A 17,749-nucleotide genomic window follows, 5' to 3' on the forward strand; every position below is an offset into this window, starting at 1 on the left:
AAATTTGAGGTTGTTTAATTATGAATATTGATTTTCAAGAAATAATAATTGAAAAACATGAGTTTAATAGCTCGGTGCAGCCGAGAAGTAAAAAAATAAATGTAGCATATGGTGTCGATCGTAATTTCTTGTTTGGCACTGGAATTTCAATGACATCAGTTTTAGTGAATAATGCTGACATTGATGTTCATTTTTATATAGCAACCGACTATATTGATAACGATTACCTGGAAAGTGTTGAACGACTAACCAAAATGTACAGTACGACGGTGACGATACTTGTTTTCGATAACGAGGCTTTTCGCAAACTCCCGAGTACGAAGTCGTGGACCTATGCCATGTACTATCGTTATTTTGCGTTCGAATATTTATGTACCACACTAAGTGCTGTACTGTACCTTGATGCCGATGTTATCTGTAAAGGCTCACTACGTGAGCTTGCAGATATTAATTTCCACAGTGAGTATGCTGCCGTCATCAATGATATAGATGAAGTGCGTTTAAAATCAGGTTCCAGACTTGGTATTCCGGAACTGAATAATGGATATTTTAATTCAGGTGTTGTGTTTGCTAACCTGGATGTCTGGAAGGAAAAAAATCTTCTGACCCAAGCATTTTCTATCCTGCAGGAACGTCAAAAGGACCTGCTTTATTTCGATCAGGATGTTTTAAATATACTGTTTGTGGGGCATACAATTTTGCTTCGCAGAGATTTCAATTGTATCTACGGTGTCGATCAAGAACTTAAGAATAAAAGTGATGATGTTTATCAGGATTATATTAATGATGACACCGTATTAATTCATTATGTTGGCGTCACGAAACCATGGCACACATGGGCGAAATACCCTGTCGCAAAGTTCTTTATCGAGGCATATGAGAAATCAGCATGGGCAGAAAAATCTTTACTAAATGCAACATCGGCAAGGCTATATAAGCGTAAGTCGCGACATGAAAGAATACAACGCAAATACATTCGTTCAATTCTTAGCCACCTGATGTATATAAAGGCTAAACTGTCTAAAGCCAAAGTAAATTAAAACACTATCAACAACTTATTGATAATTAAACAAACGGGTATAACGAATGATATTTGATTGTCATCAGTCGATTAAAAAAATTCTTGAGTTCAACCATGCGCCGGTTGGTCAGGATTCTCAGCTTAATGTTGCCTGGGGAGTTGATAAAAACTTCATGTTTGGTGCTGCAATCTCTATGACTTCAGTGCTGCAGCACAATAGTGATTTAAATATTCACTTTCATCTTTTAACTGACTATTTCGATGATGACTATCAGCAGAAAGTCATCACCCTGGCAAAACAGTTTTCCACCAATATATCTATTTATATTATCAATGCTGAAGGACTAAAGGTCTTACCTTGTGGTAATGCCTGGTCGCATGCAACCTATTTTAGGTTTATTGCATTTGAATACCTCAGTGAAAAAATTGATGAACTGCTTTATATTGATGCTGATGTCGTATGCAAAGGTTCACTCATTGAATTAACTAAGATTCAGTTTGACGACCGGGTTGCGGCCGTTATTCAGGATGTTGAGGAAAGCCGTTCATATGCGGCAGAGCGGCTTAATATTCCAGAATTTAATGATGAGTATTTCAATGCTGGCGTGATCTATGCCAATTTGAGAGAGTGGAAAAAACAAGAGTTCTTTAGCAAAGCGTTTTCTATTTTATTAGATAAGAATAATAAATTTGCTTTTCTTGATCAGGATGTATTAAACATTATGTTCCGTGGTAAAACAATTTTCTTACCACGAATTTATGATGCGATATATGGAATCAAACAGGAATTGAAAAGCAAAAACCTGTCAAGCTATAAAGAATATATTACGGAAGATACCATTCTTATCCATTATATTGGTGTGACAAAACCATGGAATTCCTGGGCAAACTATCCATCGGCGCAATATTTTGTAGATGCATGGAAGGCTTCGCCCTGGGCCGATGTTCCGCTATTGCCCGCGAGAACGCCAAAGCAGTATAAAAAGAAATCACGGCATGAAAGATTGCAGGGTAAGTACATATCTTCAATTTTAAGTTACATTGGCTATCTGAAAGAAAAAGTCAAAGGTAAATAAAAAAACTCCCGGAAGGGAGTTTTTTTTATAAAAACTTAGCTTTAAGATACTTACTATACCACCTAAGAGCTGAGAAATAGTCTCCTCTCTTCGCGGCCTGCCGGGAGTATACCCGATAATCTGTGGGCCTCATACGTGATGCATAAGACCGTAATTCTGTATTTCTCCACGGGGTGAAATGGTGGTAGAAAATATAGAGCTGTTGTGAAAGACCAGTATGCTCCTTATACCATGGTTTTCTTCCGCCGGTGAAATGGATAATTCTGGGAAGCGTTTCCTGATGATAGAAGAAACTTTCTCGTTGTTCATCAGTAAACCAATTAAATAAATAATTCCAGCGGTTATCAATAAACTTAATATTTCCATCGATGGCGATATTTAGCGCGTCCTGATCAAAATAAGGTAGTTCTCTTCCCTTTTCAAACAGCACAGTATTAGCTTTGTTTTCAATATCATTAAGGATCCAGTTGGCGATATTTATATATAGAAAACCAGCATTAAAATAATGGTTGGTACTGAGTCCTAAGCGTTTGGCATGTTTGTTATCGTGGACATTAAGAGAATCATGGCTGACGGCACAAATAACATCATGAATATCAATGTTATTAATCTCTTCGATTTTATCGAAGCACAGAGTGTCAGCATCTAAATAGATGAAATTCTCCACTTTGTCTTTTAGCAAACGTGGTACGGCCAAACGCATATAGGTTGAGCGATTAAGATGTTTGATCGCAAAGTCGTTGTTATATTTTTCAATTTCAGCTTTGTCAATATTAATGACCTGAATTTTATCACTGGCTGACTGTAGTTTTTTGATATCTTCTTCACTAACATCATAAACAAACACGAAAAACTGCAGGGCTTGTTCCGGATTATTTATTATGATGGACATAATAGATACGGCTACATATTCCAGATAATTAGCATCTGTACAGTAAGCAATATTAATAGTGCGGTTTTTATTATCCATTTACGGTTTCTCAATCCCCGAATCTGAATCGCTATCATGAAGTACCGTATCGATAGCGTCAATAACGGCCTGTGCCGGTATCCATGTTAAATATTTTTTTGAGCGGTCAAGATCGCTGCGCGACGGCATTGTATGATAATGACCAGCCCAAATGACGGCAGCTTTATCTGACCAGGGCTTCCATTGTTCATAATTGGTGGCGCCAAACAGACATACCTGTGGGGTACCTAATGCGGCTGCCATATGCATTGGCGCGGAGTCCACACCAATATAGAGCACGGCATGATCGATTAAAGCCGCCAGCTGCAGGAAAGACGTTTTACCTGCCAGCGTCAGATCTGGTGCCGTTTTGCACAATTCTGCAATACGTTTGACCTGCTGTTGCTCATTGACTGCCGGACCACAGGTGAGATAAACATGCAGGCCTCGCTGATGCAGATTATCGATGACATCAGCAAATTTATCGTCATCCCAGCATTTGAAAGTCTGTCGCGCGGTGGGCTGAATAACTACATATTTTTGCATCGGCAGTTCTGGCAACTGAGACACGAGAAATTGATAGTCATCCTTGCGATAGTTAAGTGACAGCTCTTTTTTTAACTCACTATCATCAAAACCAATGCCTTTCAGGATAGAGACATTCTGCTCAACAATATGCGTTCCGGCTGAGGGTATGACCCGGGTAAACAAGCGGTTCCAGAGCTTTTTTTCTCGCTCAAATGCAATAGAAGGGCGATGTAAGGAGGCAATAAGCACCCCGATAGGCCACTGTTCGGTCAAATTAATAATCAGGTCATAGCGATTTTTTTTCAGCTGATGACGTACTGCAATATAATTTTTTACTGTGGCGAGCAGCCCTTTCTTCTTCTCAATAAGATAAAAGGCATTTATGCTATCACTGGCGGCTAAAATCGACTTTGTTTCTTTATAAAGAAGGAGATCGATTTTAGCATCAGGATAACGATTCTGAAGACTGGCAATAACCGGCGTGATTAACAACACATCGCCATAGAATTTTAGCTTACTAATAAGTATGCGCTCTATTTTTTTATGCATACTAATTCCCTTTTGGTACAAAAAAAACACTGTAACTTTTCTTGGCTATAAATTTCATTTTAGAAAAATAACAATCAAGATGTGGGTATTTCATCTTGTAAAATGTTTTTTTACTTATGACCGAATTATCACAGCATGCTAACGCGTTCTGTATATCATTAATCATGTTTTCTCTGTAGCAGTAATAGCCTTTTTTCTTGCGCAAGAGTTTGCGCCCTTCCATAAAGCAATTGATGATCATTAATGTTGCGACAGTACGTTTTTCACTGTTGTTATTTATAAAGTTACACATTTTACGCATCGCAAAAAAAATGCTTTCAGCATCGCCTTCGATTATGTTTTCAGTAATGCTTTTATTGTTTAATCTGTAATAGTAGAGGTTATTATCAATTTTTAATATTTTCTTGCATTTAAAGTATTGAAATGGGCAAAAAATCATATCTTCATAGCGGCGATGCTCTTCAAAGCGATCTTCACCGATAATATTACGATGAAAGACTTTGGTCATCAAATGCCATTGCCCTGCGCGGAATATTGGTGTTAGAGAAGAAAATTTGGCATCCGAAAAGATGAACTCACGCTCTATAATATCAGATTCTATGTCTTTAGAGGCGCTGTGAATATTTCTTATGTCACGAGTTAAATTAAAATCAATAATATCGTATTTTTCTTCCCTTAATTTTGGAAGAAGGACCGAAAAATAATCAGGACTAACAAGGTCATCACTGTCGACAAAACCAATATATTTTCCTGTTGCTTGCGCAAGCCCAACGTTGCGGGCAATAGCGACGCCTTGATTTTTTTGCGCAATATATTTCACATTATTGTCGTTTCGATTGCGATAAAACGCATTAATGCGCTCTTCAGTTGAATCCGTTGAGCCATCATTGACGATTATTAACTCAACTTCTTCGGTTATGCCCTTATGGAGAGACGTCAGAGTATCTGTGATAAATTCTGCATTATTGTATGTTGGTACAATAATGCTCAGTAAATAACCTGTAGCGTTAGTCATTTGATAACTCTCTCATCGGGCCTGGCGTCAGCATTGCTGCCGCACATAAAGCCAATACACAGCTCAGGGCTTCACCTTTGGCATAAAGTATTACATCACTCAAACCGTAGAGCACGATAGCACTTGAAATGATGAATAGTAGAGGGCTTCTTTGGGTGCAAGCTCTTAGAAACATCGCCATATACAGAAAGAGTAGCACTATAACGCCGGGAATGCCTTTAAGCGAAAACGTATCAATCACTTCGTTATGCAGATGGACGTTAATGTATGTCAGGGCTCCTGCCAACGATGCGTCTTCTTGTGTCAGAGCCTGAATTTCAGCGCCGCGTTGTTCAAGCGATTGCCCCCATTGATGGGCTGTTCCTGCACTCATTCCTACACGTTGCATTGCCAGTCGGGCACCAATAGAGGTGTGACTATTGCTTTGGCTATAAGAATGTATATCGCTCATAAAGCTGTGGTAGCGATTTTCAATCACCGATCTTAATGGGATTGCTGTCAATCCGACCAACAGGATGAAACCCAGTAGCGCACGCAGCAAAATGGCGCGTTGATGGCGATAATGCAGGGTAAAGAGGGCTATGCTCAGAAGAGGGTAAACCAGAATGGCTGCCCGGGTCTGTGTCGTTACGATAACCGCCAGCGATACCAGGAAATGCAATAAATAGAGCGTGACGGTATGTTTTAGACGCAGATTAATAATGGCCTGTGATGCCAGCAGCGCAATGAGTGTCAGGGTGTAAGCCGCTCCCGTTGCATGCTCAAAACCAAGCGCAACTTGATAATTGAAGGGAGCAGGAGCGGTGGAGAACTGGTAGCCAGCCATGCAGTACAGACCTAATGCCGTTGCTATAACCCAAAAATTGCTTATGCGGCTTTTGATGATGTACTGCGTGTGAGACTGTAGAGCTGTCATAACCAGTGCTGCAAAAATCATCACCTTGCCACCATTCTGGTATGAACGATACGCCGCTGCAAAGTTTGAGTTGGGTTCCTTGAATATCTCAACCCAAACAATTTGCACTAATCCAAAGAGCAGCAGCATCAAGGGTAAAAACAGATTTTTCTTATTTGAGAGAATAAGTTCTCGATTTTTCCCGATAAGCGGCAGCGCCAGCAGCGCGCTCAAAATGAATAGCTTCAGAGCGCTGTCCGGATTAACCAGCAGTAGGGTCAGGGTCGAAAAAAATGCAGCGTAAATAAAAAAGTAGATCAAATCATATGGATTATTTTTTGCGCTGCGGATAAAACCAGAACACAGGAGTCCACGAAGCATACTTAATCTCTTACATGTTATAAACAATGAGCTTCAACAAGCGTTAACTTGACTGCATTCGCATCAAGAGTCTGCATCTTCCCCGAATCACTCCTGCGTGCATATTGGTTTTTTCCGTATCCGCCAATTAAACCCGGATCCGTCGGACCATAAAGCGTGACATTCGGTCGGTCCAGTGCGGCGGTCAAATGACTTAATCCGGTATCGACGGAGACCACAAAGCGTGCTCCGGCCAGGGTTTGCGCCACATCGCTCAGGCTCATTTTGGGCAGAACATCCACACAATCAAATCCGTCGGCCAGGCGCCGCGCTCGTGCCTCTTCATGGGGAGCGCCCCAGGGAAGCTTAATCCGCAGGCCGCTGTCGGCGAGCAGGGCGATCAGCGCACGCCAGTGTTCTTCCGGCCAGTGCTTATCATCGCGGGTGGTGGCGTGCAGGAAGACCGCATAGGGCGGGGTAGCGGCGTTGCCGGTAAAATGCCGGGCAATGGCGTAATCACCCTGAGTTTGTGGTTTGGCATAGCCCAGGCTTGCGGCAAACAGTTCCCGGGTGCGTTCGACCGCGTGCTGCTGTCTGGCAATGTGGTGCTTGCGGTTATAAAACAGACTCGCCAAAGGCTCGCGGGCCGTGCTCCAGTCCATACCGTGCTTAACACCGTGCGCCAGGCGGGTCACCAGCGCTGCGCTTTTCACCAGCCCCTGGGCATCGATAATGGCATCGTAGCGAACGGCGCGAACGGCATCGCGAAAGGCCTGGCGTTCGGCCTTCACCGGTGCAGAGAACCAGGCTTTACGCCAGCGGCGGATTGCCACCGGTATGACCCGATCAACAGCCTCATGCCAGGACGGGATCTGGGCGAAGCCCTCTTCTACCACCCAGTCAAAACGGATGCCCGGAATGGCCTGCACCGCGTCCGTTAAGGCGGGTAGCGTATGCAATACGTCACCCATCGAAGAGGTTTTAACGATCAGTACCCGCATTCGTTACCCTTCTTCGTTTAACAGTAAGTCGTTGAGTTCATCGAGCACGCGCTGCGGCGTAATGTCGATCAGGCTTTGATGATAACCTTCGGCGGCATCGCCTTTACGCACCTTGTGGTAGCCGGTAATCAGGCGGATAACGCGCGCTTTATGGGAAAGCGGTGGCGTAAAGTCCGGGCTGCTGGGACCATACAGGGCAACCAGCGGGCGGTTCAGCGCGGCGGCAACGTGCATCAGCCCTGAGTCGTTGGAGACGACGGCTTTACAGGCGGCAATCAGGATTACTGCCTGTTCCAGCTGGGTTTCGCCCGCCAGATTGCGGCACCAGGCCTGCTGCTCCATGCTGAGCGTTGCGAGGATTTCGTTACCGGCTTCGTGGTCTTTTGCCGAACCGAAAAGAACGATCTGATAGCCTTCATCGATCAGCTGTTTCGCCAGTTCCGCATAATGGTAGTGCGGCCAGCGCTTCGCCGGGCCAAATTCCGCGCCGGGGCAGAAACCGATAAGCGGACGCTCTGAGGAAAGAGCAAAAGCCTCGCAGGTCTGCGCTTTTTCGCTATCGTTCACCTGCAGCTGCGGCCACAGCAGCGGCTGCGGCAAGTCTTTCGCCGTGTGCATCGCACCTTTGTCATAGGCCAGCGCCACATAGCGCTCTACCATCAGCGGCCAGGCGGTTTTATCCAGCACGCGGGCGTCGTTGAGCAGACCGTAGCGCATCTCGCCGCGCCAGCCGGTACGCTGGGGTATTGCGGCGAAGAACGGCACCAGAGCAGATTTAAACGAGTTGGGCAGAACAAATGCGCGGTCGTAACGGCGCTCGCGCAGGCTGTGGCCCAGCTTACGGCGTGCGCCGATTTCCAGCGCCCCGTGGCCAAGCGGCATCGGGATCGCTTCGTTGACTTCCGGCATCCGCGATAACAGCGGACGGCACCACGCGGGTGCCATCACGTCGATCATCGCCTGGGGATAACGCGCCCTGAGCGTGCGATAGAGACTTTGCGACATCATCATGTCGCCCACCCATGACGGGCCGATCACCAAAATCTTCATACGGCTCCTGCTTACGCGTCCTGGTTCAGCCAGGCCATATATTCCGTTACGCCTTCGGCAACGGTTTTGAACGGCTTATCATAGCCCGCCGCGCGCAGGTTAGTCAGATCTGCCTGGGTGAAGGCCTGGTAGCGGCCTTTCAGTTTGTCCGGGAACGGGATGTATTCGATGCTGCCTTTCTGGTGGAATGCCAGGGTGGCATCGGCCACGGCCTGGAAGGATTCTGCCCGGCCGGTACCGAGGTTGTAGATACCGGATACGCCGTTTTCCCAGAACCACAGGTTCACCGCCGCCACGTCGCCAACGTAGACGAAATCGCGCTTGAAGTTTTCGCTACCGGAGAACAGTTTCGGACTTTCGCCGTTGTTCAACTGGGTGTTGAGATGGAAAGCGACGCTCGCCATGCTGCCTTTGTGGCCTTCACGCGGTCCGTAGACGTTGAAGTAGCGGAAGCCCACGACCGGAGAGTTCGCTTCCGGCAGGATCTGACGGACGTATTCATCGAACAGGAATTTGGAGTAGCCGTAGACGTTCAGCGGCTTCTCGTATTCGCGGGATTCAATAAAGTCGGAGGTGCGGCCGCCGTAGGTGGCTGCAGAGGACGCATAAAGGAAAGGAATTTCACGCTCCAGGCAGAAGTGCAGCAGCTCTTTCGAGTACTGATAGTTGTTATCCATCATGTACTTGCCGTCCCACTCCGTGGTGGAAGAGCAGGCGCCTTCGTGGAAAATCGCCTCAATGTCGTCAAACTCTTCACCGGCCATAATCTGGATAAGGAAATCCTCTTTATCCATATAGTCGGCGATGTCCAGGTCAACCAGGTTAACGAACTTGGTGCCGTCTTTGAGGTTGTCTACGACCAGAATATCGGTAATGCCTTTGTCGTTCAGGGCCTTAACAATGTTGCTGCCAATAAAACCTGCGCCGCCAGTCACAATAATCATTACGCTAACCTTCAAAATGTGGGGTTCCGGGACCGTCCCGGAGACGAATGCCGACTATCATACCATTACATTGTCCTGCCATCAGCCATTCACCGTTAACCGGAGATGCACGTGATTTATGCTGCAAAACCGACAACTCATGATGTGTCATCTCGTATCACAGTATAGCTTTCGGTAAGATGTGCCGAAATTTGCTGAGTCTGGAGAACGACTATGCGTGGGGATTTTTATCAACAGCTGGCGAATGACCTGGAGACCGCACGTGCGGAAGGGTTATTCAAAGAAGAACGCATTATCACGTCCGCACAGCAGGCGGATATCACGGTTGGCGACGGTAGCCACGTGATCAACTTTTGCGCCAACAACTACCTTGGCCTGGCGAATCACCCCGAACTGATTGCCGCCGCGAAAGCGGGAATGGACAGCCACGGTTTTGGGATGGCGTCGGTGCGCTTTATCTGTGGCACCCAGGACAGTCATAAGATGCTGGAGAAAAAGCTGGCCGATTTCTTAGGCATGGAAGATGCCATTCTCTACTCCTCCTGCTTTGACGCCAACGGCGGCCTGTTTGAAACTCTGCTGGGTGCCGAAGATGCGATTATTTCCGATGCCCTGAACCACGCGTCGATCATCGACGGCGTGCGCCTGTGTAAAGCGAAGCGCTTCCGCTACGCCAACAACGATATGCAGGAGCTGGAAACGCGCCTGCAAGAAGCCCGCGATGCGGGCGCTCGCCATATCCTGATCGCGACAGATGGCGTCTTCTCGATGGATGGCGTGATTGCCAACCTGAAAGGCGTCTGTGACCTGGCAGACAAATATAACGCGCTGGTGATGGTTGATGACTCTCACGCCGTGGGCTTTGTTGGCGATAACGGTCGCGGCTCCCACGAATATTGTGAGGTGATGGGCCGGGTAGACATTATTACCGGTACCCTCGGCAAAGCCCTGGGCGGCGCGTCCGGCGGCTATACGGCAGCGCGTAAAGAGGTGGTTGAATGGCTGCGTCAGCGCTCCCGCCCGTATCTGTTCTCTAACTCCCTGGCACCGGCAATTGTGGCCGCTTCTATTAAGGTACTGGAGATGGTCGAGTCCGGGGCTGAACTGCGCGGCCGCCTGTGGGCCAACGCACGTCTGTTCCGTGAAAAAATGACCGCTGCAGGCTTTACCCTGGCCGGGGCCGATCACGCCATTATCCCGGTGATGCTGGGTGACGCGGTGGTGGCGCAAAACTTTGCCCGCGAGCTGCAAAAAGAGGGGATTTATGTCACCGGCTTCTTCTTCCCGGTGGTGCCAAAAGGTCAGGCGCGCATCCGTACCCAGATGTCTGCTGCCCACACCCCGGAACAAATTGAGCGTGCGGTTGAGGCCTTTACCCGTATCGGCAAACAACTGGGCGTGATTGCCTGAGGACGTAAAATGAAAGCATTGTCCAAACTGAAAGCGGAAGAAGGGATTTGGATGACCGATGTTCCGACACCGGAAGTCGGCCATAACGACCTGCTGATTAAGATCCGCAAAACCGCGATTTGCGGCACCGATGTGCATATCTACAACTGGGATGAGTGGTCGCAGAAGACCATTCCGGTTCCGATGGTTGTCGGTCATGAGTACGTGGGTGAAGTTATTGGCATTGGCCAGGAAGTGAAAGGCTTTAAAATTGGCGATCGCGTCTCCGGTGAAGGCCATATTACCTGCGGCCACTGCCGTAACTGCCGCGCCGGACGCACGCATCTGTGCCGTAACACCGTTGGCGTTGGCGTCAACCGTCAGGGCTGCTTTGCCGAACAGCTGGTGATCCCGGCCTTTAACGCCTTCAAAATCCCCGACAATATTTCTGACGATCTGGCTTCTATCTTTGACCCGTTCGGCAACGCTGTTCATACCGCGCTCTCCTTCGATCTCGTGGGTGAAGATGTGCTGGTGTCCGGTGCCGGGCCGATTGGCATTATGGCCGCTGCGGTGGCAAAACACGTTGGCGCACGCCATGTGGTGATTACCGACGTCAACGAATACCGTCTGGAGCTGGCGCGCAAAATGGGCGTCACCCGGGCGGTGAACGTGGCGAAGGAGAGCCTGACGGACGTGATGGCCGAGCTGGGCATGACCGAAGGCTTTGATGTGGGCCTGGAGATGTCCGGTGCGCCGCCGGCGTTCCGCACGATGCTCGATACCATGAACCACGGCGGCCGTATCGCCATGCTGGGTATCCCGCCGTCGGAGATGTCTATCGACTGGAATAAAGTGATCTTTAAAGGTCTGTTTATTAAAGGCATCTACGGTCGCGAAATGTTCGAGACCTGGTACAAAATGGCGGCCCTTATCCAGTCTGGTCTGGATCTGTCCCCGATTATTACCCACCGCTTCAGCATTGATGAATTCCAGCAGGGCTTTGACGCGATGCGTTCAGGCCAGTCGGGGAAAGTGATCCTCAGTTGGGACTAATCTGTAAGCCGGGCCGCGTATTACGCGGGCCGGTTTCTTTCCCCCCGATCTTTATCATATACTCCCAGCGTCAAAAATAGTGAAAACTGGACGGCTAATGAGCACGGCGAAGATCGATGTAAGCATTGTTATTCCTGTCTATAACGGCGGTGATGCCTTAGGAACGATGCTGGAAAAAATCCTCCGCGAAGACCGAATTAATCTGCAGCTTATCGTCGTTAATGATGGCTCCACGGATAATACCGCTGACGTTCTGCAAACTTTTAACGATCCCCGACTTACCGTGATATATCAGGAAAACCAGGGCGTCTATGCTGCCCGTAATGCGGGTATTGCCGCCCGCCGCGGCGACTGGCTTATTCTGCTGGATGCCGATGACGATTTTACCGATGATATGATTTTTGACCGTTTTTGCGAAGCTAACCGCCACGATGTGGATGTCTATATCGCCAACGGCTGGCGTAATGCGCCACGCGAAGGTCATCGCTGCGACATGATTCATCGTCATCAGCCTTACAACCAGGCGATCAACGGCTTTCGCTGGATTAACCACGTGGTTTGCGCCCGTGAATGGCCGCACTATCTGTGGCTGCAAATTGTCAGGTCGGAATATATCAACCAGCTGCAGTTAACTTTCCAGCTGGGTAGCAGCCATAAAGATATTCTCTGGACTACCGAACTGGGATTAGGCAACGGCCGTTTTTATATTTCTGATAAGCCTGACTACGTCTATTGTGACAACCAGAATTCCATTACCCATAGCAAAAAATATTTCGACTCGCGCACCCTCAGCTATATTGGCGTGATAAGCCAGCTGATTTGCTGGGCGAATGAGGCGCGCTATCACGACGTCAAACGGGCGCTGTTGATCCACGCGGTCGAGGAAGCCCGCCACTTCTTCGGAATATACCGGAAGAAAACCAAAGATAAACCCTACGCGAGAGCACAGTTCCGCCAGCAGGTGCGCTTTGGGGATCTGCTTAAAGGCGTGAATAGCGGACGTAAGCTGTGGTTCCTGCTACGGCTTTATATCGCGCTTGCGAGACCCTAAATAAAAAACCTGCCGTCGGCAGGTTTTTTATTACTTCCAGCCCTGCCACTGATGGCGGTAATAGTTCACCAGGGCGCTTTCATTAAAGCTTTCACTTATCACGGTGAAGAAGCGGCTGGTGGGTACGGGCGCGAGGGGCTGCTTCGGCTGGCATAGCTTCACGCCCCGGAACGGATTACGTGGCGTATTGCCCGGCGGCGTCAGATTTGGCGTTGAGGTATCGGTCTGCGGCTCGTTCAGCAGGCTGCTGGCCTGGACCAGGGTGATATCAGAAGGCAGTGTCGGCAGCATTTGCTGCAGGACGCGCACCGTCGAGGGATGCGGGTGCCCGATAGCGATAGCCGATCCGTTGCGGCGCGCCAGTTCGACCGCCCGGGTAAACTGGCGGCGAATATCGGCCTCGTTCTGGGTATCGTCGAGGAACACTTTGCGCTTAATCACCTTCACCCCGGTTCCTGCCGCTGCGCGCATGGCCTGGCTGTTGCCAATCGTCATGCTATCCAGGAAGTAAAGGTTGTAGCGTTCCAGCGCCTGCATCACTTTCTGCATGCCGAACAGACTGGAGGTCATGGCGCTGCCCATATGATTGTTCAGCCCGACAGCGTAAGGCACGCTGTTGACCGCCTCGCGGATAATGCGCTCAATTTCATCGCTGCTCATATCCGGGCGCAGGGTGTCTTTCTCCAGCGGCTGTTTGCTGAGCGGTGCCATCGGCAGGTGAATAAGCACTTCGTGCCCTGCCTGATGGGCTTTGGTTGCCATTTCTCGGGCGTGAGGTGCGTTCGGTAAGACGGCAACGGAGAGGGCCGGTGGCATCGCCAGGACCTGGTTTTCGGTATGCGGGCGGTAGCCAAAATCGTCAATAACGATGGCGAGCTTTCCGGCAAAAACCGGCGCGGCTAAGGCTAGCGCGCCGACGACAACACATAACAGTCGACGAAATTGAAGCAAAACTTATCTTCCCAACCACGGCTGTGGATTGACCGCCTGACCCTGGCGGCGAATTTCGAAATAGAGCGACGGTCTGCCCTGACCTCCGCTGCTGCCCACCAGAGCAATCGGCTGACCCGCACGAACCTGGGTGCCGACGCTGACCAGCGCGCTTTGATTATAGCCGTAAAGACTCATATCGCCTTTCCCGTGCTCTACCACTACCACAAGGCCATAGCCCTGTAGCCAGTCGGCGAGGATCACGCGGCCATCGGCGATGGCTTTAACCTCGGTGCCTTCGGCCGCCGCGATGACCATCCCCTTCCAACGTAGCTCACCCTGGAGCTGTTCGCCATAGCGATGGATCGTTGAGCCACGGACGGGCCAGTAGGCCTGTCCGCGCGGAGCGCCCAGGCCGTCGGTGCGTGCCATCAGAGATTTTTCACTCTCCGTTGGCTTGTAGGTGGAACCTTTGCGGGTGGCTTCCTGCTGGCGATTACGGACCGCCTGGGCCTCGCGGGCTTCACGCTCGGCGCGGGCTTTGGCCGCCGCTTCCGCTTTGGCGATACTGCCGCGCAGACGGGATTCGTTAGCCCGCATCTCGCCCAGCTGCTGCTGACCTGCCTGAATCGAAGATTCCAGCCCGGAGAGGGTTTTCTTACGTTCGTTGCGGGCCTGCTCCAGCTTCGCCTGCTGGGCGCGCTGTTCGTACAGCAATGTCTGCTGCTGGCTCTGTTTCTCTTCCAGCGCCGCCTTCTGCGTGGCGACCTCTTCCCGCGTCTGTTTAAGCTGGGCGATCGTCTCCTGGCGGGCCTGGTTCAGATAGCCGAAATAGGCCTGTAGCCGCTGACCGCGCTGGCTCTCTTCACCGCTCAGCAGCATCTGCATGCCGGTATGCTCGCCCTGACGGAACGCGGCATCCAACTGGGCCGCAAGATTGCGTTCCTGGCTGGTTTTCTGCTGTTCCAGCCGGGCCAGAGAGGCGCTCATCTCATCGACTTGTTTATTGAGCTGGGCGAGGGTGTTCTGGGTTTCGCGAAGCGCACGGGCCGCGGCGGAGATCGCCACTTCCTGCTCTTTCAGCTGTGCCTGCAGGCCGCTGCGCTGCTGTTGCTGCTGGCGAACCGCACGCTCTTTGGCGGCGATATCGGCCTGAATGGATTTGAGCTGGTCGCGGTCGTCCGCGTGGGCGGAAAAGGCGCACAGCAAAACGCCAGCGCTGAGTGCGCTGGCGCAAAGCAGGGGCCTGAAATCAGCCCATTTGAATGAAAAAATCGCCTTTCCCCTCATGGGGAGCGATTATTCCACGATGAACAGCGGCTTACCAGTCATCTGTTGCGGGATTTCCATGCCCATCAGCGTCAGCATGGTCGGGGCGATATCGGAAAGCTTGCCGCCTTCAACCGCTTTCACCGATTTTGCACCAACGTAGATCAGCGGCACCGGCAGGTTAGTGTGCGCGGTGTGCGCCTGGCCGGTGGACGGATCGCGCATCTGCTCGGCGTTGCCGTGGTCAGCGGTCACCAGCAGCTGGCCGCCAACGTTTTCAACCGCACGGGCAACCTGAGCAATGCAGTTATCCAGAGTTTCTACTGCGGCAATCGCCGCGTCGAAAACGCCCGTATGGCCGACCATATCGCCATTAGGGTAGTTACAGATAATGGTGTCGTACTTGCCGCTTTCGATGGCACCGACCAGTTTTTCGGTTAGCTCCGCAGAGCTCATTTCCGGCTGCAGATCGTAGGTTGCCACTTTCGGGGAGTTGATCAGAATACGGTCTTCGCCCGGGAAAGGCTCTTCCACACCGCCGTTAAAAAAGAAGGTGACGTGGGCGTATTTCTCGGTTTCAGAGATGCGCAGCTGGGTCTTGTCGTTTTTTGCCATCCACTCACCAAGGGTATTTTCCAGCGAGGTCGGTGGGTAGGCGCAGGACGTGTTGATGTCGGCCGCGTACTGGCTCAGCATCACGAAATCAGAGAACTGCACCACTTTCTTACGCGCAAAACCGTCGAAGTCCGCATTAACAAAGGCGCGGGTAATCTGGCGTGCACGGTCGGCGCGGAAGTTCATAAAGATCAGCGCGTCGCCGTCTTCCATTGCCGCGTCGGCATCGCCTGCTGCGCGGATCACGGTCGGCTTAACGAATTCGTCGTTTTCATCACGGGAGTAGGCTGCCTGCAGGCCTGCAACGGCGGAGTCAGCCACAAACTCGCCCTTAGCCTGGGTCATGAGATCATAGGCCAGTTCAACGCGATCCCAGCGGTTATCGCGATCCATAGCAAAGTAGCGACCGATAATCGTGGCCACGCGGCCTTTGCCCAGCGCGGCAAACTTCTCTTCGAAGGCTTTCAGGGAGGACTCGGCGCTACGCGGCGGCGTATCGCGGCCGTCGAGGAAGGCGTGCAGATAGATTTTTTCTGCGCCGCGCTCTGCGGCCAGTTCGGCCATCGCCATAATGTGATCTTCATGGCTGTGCACGCCGCCTGCCGAGAGCAGGCCCATAATATGCACCGCTTTACCGGCCGCGGCCGCTTTGTCGACGGCACCGGTCAGCGCCGGATTAGTGAAGAAAGTGCGTTCTTTAATTTCAACGTCGAGGCGGGTCAGGTCCTGATAGACGATACGGCCGGCACCCAGGTTAACGTGGCCCACTTCGGAGTTGCCCATCTGGCGATCCGGCAGGCCCACTTCCAGGCCGGAAGCGTCAATCAGGGTATGCGGGCGTTTGGCCCACAGGGCGTCCATCACCGGGGTTTTCGCGCTATAGATGGCGTTATCCTGCTGCTCTTCGCGGTAGCCGTAGCCATCGAGAATCACCAGTACCATTGGTTTTTTTGAAGCCGGCATTGCAATAACCTCATGCTTATAAGAATGAAATTTTTGTGTAATTTTACTACAGCTGAATCGTTAAGATAGCCTCGGAAGATCAAAGAATGCGCCTGTGTATGCTGCTGATTACTGTCGTTACGTCATTTTTTCCGTAACAGTCCGCAGAAAATGCATTACATCGCGCTCTCTGGCTGTATTTGCTACAGCGCACAGGTATACTCCTTGCCTGGTTTTTTTAATCACTGAGTCGGGAGTCGTTACCCCCATGCAAGAAATTATGCAATTCATCGGCCGCAACACCATACTCTGTATCGCGTGGGTTGTGATTTTTGCCGCCGTGCTCTATACCACGTTTAAGGGCTTAGCCTCGAAGGTCAAAGTGATTACGCGCGGCGAAGCAACGCGTCTGATCAACAAAGAAGAGGGCATCGTGGTTGACCTGCGTCAGCGTGATGACTTCCGCAAAGGGCACATCGTTGACTCACTGAACGTGCTGCCGACCGAAATCAAAGCCAATAACTTCGGCGAGCTGGACAAGCACAAAAGCAAACCTGTTATCGTGGCTGATGCTTCCGGCATGCAGTCACAGGAATCTGCTAACCTGCTGATTAAAGCCGGGTTTGAGCAGGTTTATCTGCTGAAAGACGGTATTGCTGGCTGGCGCGGCGAGAACCTGCCGCTGGTGCGCGGGAAGTAATTTACCCGTGCCGTTCAGGCGCAAATCATTATTGGTGGTTTGCAACATGAAATCCATAGGGTAAAAAAGGAAACGGTCATGGCCAATATTGAAATGTACACCAAAGCGACCTGCCCGTTTTGCCATCGCGCAAAAGCGCTGCTGAGCAGCAAGGGCGTGACCTTTGAAGAGCTGCCGATCGACGGCGATGCGCAGAAGCGTGAAGAGATGATTCAGCGCAGCGGTCGTACGACGGTGCCGCAGATTTTTATTGATGCACAGCACATTGGTGGCTGTGATGACTTGTATGCTCTGGATGCACGTGGTGGACTCGATCCCCTGCTGCGCTAAGGCATAGATAATCATATTCACGTCGCCAGCGCAGTCTTCAGGCGACGCGGGTTTAAGGACAACACTAAAGGGTTTTCTA

General features: G+C 50.4%; 17 protein-coding genes. 7 read left to right on the forward strand and 10 right to left on the reverse strand.

What is annotated here, in order from left to right; translation table 11 throughout:
- Positions 1–20: 20 nt before the first annotated feature.
- Together EDF81_RS18800 and EDF81_RS18805 are read left to right on the forward strand one after the other, a co-directional pair.
- Entirely contained in the window at positions 21–1,040 is a 1,020-nt protein-coding gene (locus EDF81_RS18800; protein ID WP_123349690.1) for a glycosyltransferase, read from the forward strand.
- A gap of 46 nt (positions 1,041–1,086) precedes the next feature.
- A complete protein-coding gene (locus tag EDF81_RS18805) occupies positions 1,087–2,097 on the forward strand; it encodes a glycosyltransferase (protein ID WP_123349691.1) in 1,011 nt (336 codons plus the stop codon).
- A 25-nt stretch (positions 2,098–2,122) separates the two neighbouring features.
- Here EDF81_RS18805 and EDF81_RS18810 read toward each other — a convergent pair whose 3' ends face one another.
- The 7 genes from EDF81_RS18810 to rfaD are packed head-to-tail and all read right to left on the reverse strand — an operon-like array spanning position 2,123 to position 9,388.
- The gene (locus EDF81_RS18810; protein ID WP_123349692.1) at positions 2,123–3,067 is read right to left on the reverse strand and encodes a glycosyltransferase family 8 protein; all 945 of its coding nucleotides are present in this window, start codon (positions 3,065–3,067) and stop codon (positions 2,123–2,125) included.
- Positions 3,068–4,123, reverse strand: coding sequence for a lipopolysaccharide core heptosyltransferase RfaQ (gene rfaQ, locus EDF81_RS18815; protein ID WP_123349693.1), 1,056 nt, complete (start codon positions 4,121–4,123; stop codon positions 3,068–3,070).
- 1 nt (position 4,124) lies between these two features.
- Positions 4,125–5,138, reverse strand: a complete 1,014-nt coding sequence (locus EDF81_RS18820; protein WP_123349694.1) for a glycosyltransferase — start codon at positions 5,136–5,138, stop codon at positions 4,125–4,127.
- Complete coding sequence (locus EDF81_RS18825; protein WP_123349695.1) at positions 5,131–6,414, reverse strand: O-antigen ligase; 1,284 nt, start codon at positions 6,412–6,414, stop codon at positions 5,131–5,133. Before EDF81_RS18825 ends, EDF81_RS18820 begins: the two co-directional genes overlap by 8 nt.
- A gap of 17 nt (positions 6,415–6,431) precedes the next feature.
- Positions 6,432–7,394: a lipopolysaccharide heptosyltransferase RfaC gene (gene rfaC, locus EDF81_RS18830; RefSeq protein WP_123349696.1), complete on the reverse strand. Its 963-nt coding sequence runs from the start codon at positions 7,392–7,394 to the stop codon at positions 6,432–6,434.
- A 3-nt stretch (positions 7,395–7,397) separates the two neighbouring features.
- Entirely contained in the window at positions 7,398–8,444 is a 1,047-nt protein-coding gene (rfaF, locus tag EDF81_RS18835; protein WP_123349697.1) for an ADP-heptose--LPS heptosyltransferase RfaF, read from the reverse strand.
- Positions 8,445–8,455: 11 nt separating this feature from the next.
- Complete coding sequence (gene rfaD, locus EDF81_RS18840; protein ID WP_123349698.1) at positions 8,456–9,388, reverse strand: ADP-glyceromanno-heptose 6-epimerase; 933 nt, start codon at positions 9,386–9,388, stop codon at positions 8,456–8,458.
- 213 nt (positions 9,389–9,601) lie between these two features.
- On the opposite strand from rfaD, the gene kbl reads away from it, so the two are divergent.
- The 3 genes from kbl (at position 9,602) to EDF81_RS18855 (ending at position 12,884) form a co-directional block, all read left to right on the forward strand.
- Positions 9,602–10,798, forward strand: coding sequence for a glycine C-acetyltransferase (gene kbl / locus EDF81_RS18845; protein WP_123349699.1), 1,197 nt, complete (start codon positions 9,602–9,604; stop codon positions 10,796–10,798).
- A gap of 9 nt (positions 10,799–10,807) precedes the next feature.
- Positions 10,808–11,833 carry an L-threonine 3-dehydrogenase gene (tdh, locus tag EDF81_RS18850; RefSeq protein WP_123349700.1) on the forward strand — a complete coding sequence of 342 codons (1,026 nt, stop codon included), beginning with the start codon at positions 10,808–10,810 and terminating at the stop codon, positions 11,831–11,833.
- 97 nt (positions 11,834–11,930) lie between these two features.
- Complete coding sequence (locus EDF81_RS18855) at positions 11,931–12,884, forward strand: glycosyltransferase (RefSeq protein ID WP_123349701.1); 954 nt, start codon at positions 11,931–11,933, stop codon at positions 12,882–12,884.
- Positions 12,885–12,914: 30 nt separating this feature from the next.
- Here EDF81_RS18855 and EDF81_RS18860 read toward each other — a convergent pair whose 3' ends face one another.
- The 3 genes from EDF81_RS18860 to gpmM are packed head-to-tail and all read right to left on the reverse strand — an operon-like array spanning position 12,915 to position 16,661.
- Positions 12,915–13,835 (reverse strand): divergent polysaccharide deacetylase family protein, encoded by a 921-nt coding sequence (locus EDF81_RS18860; RefSeq protein WP_123349702.1) that lies wholly within the window; start codon positions 13,833–13,835, stop codon positions 12,915–12,917.
- A gap of 3 nt (positions 13,836–13,838) precedes the next feature.
- Positions 13,839–15,104, reverse strand: coding sequence for a murein hydrolase activator EnvC (envC, locus tag EDF81_RS18865; protein ID WP_123349703.1), 1,266 nt, complete (start codon positions 15,102–15,104; stop codon positions 13,839–13,841).
- A gap of 9 nt (positions 15,105–15,113) precedes the next feature.
- A complete protein-coding gene (gpmM, locus tag EDF81_RS18870; protein WP_123349704.1) occupies positions 15,114–16,661 on the reverse strand; it encodes a 2,3-bisphosphoglycerate-independent phosphoglycerate mutase in 1,548 nt (515 codons plus the stop codon).
- Positions 16,662–16,908: 247 nt separating this feature from the next.
- Here gpmM and EDF81_RS18875 point away from each other — a divergent pair, with 247 nt between their 5' ends.
- Both EDF81_RS18875 and grxC read left to right on the forward strand, forming a co-directional pair.
- Positions 16,909–17,340 (forward strand): rhodanese-like domain-containing protein, encoded by a 432-nt coding sequence (locus EDF81_RS18875; RefSeq protein WP_123349705.1) that lies wholly within the window; start codon positions 16,909–16,911, stop codon positions 17,338–17,340.
- A gap of 78 nt (positions 17,341–17,418) precedes the next feature.
- Positions 17,419–17,670 (forward strand): glutaredoxin 3, encoded by a 252-nt coding sequence (gene grxC, locus EDF81_RS18880; protein ID WP_123349706.1) that lies wholly within the window; start codon positions 17,419–17,421, stop codon positions 17,668–17,670.
- Positions 17,671–17,749 lie beyond the last annotated feature (79 nt).

The sequence above is a fragment of the Enterobacter sp. BIGb0383 genome (assembly GCF_003751845.1).
GTDB lineage: Bacteria > Pseudomonadota > Gammaproteobacteria > Enterobacterales > Enterobacteriaceae > BIGb0383.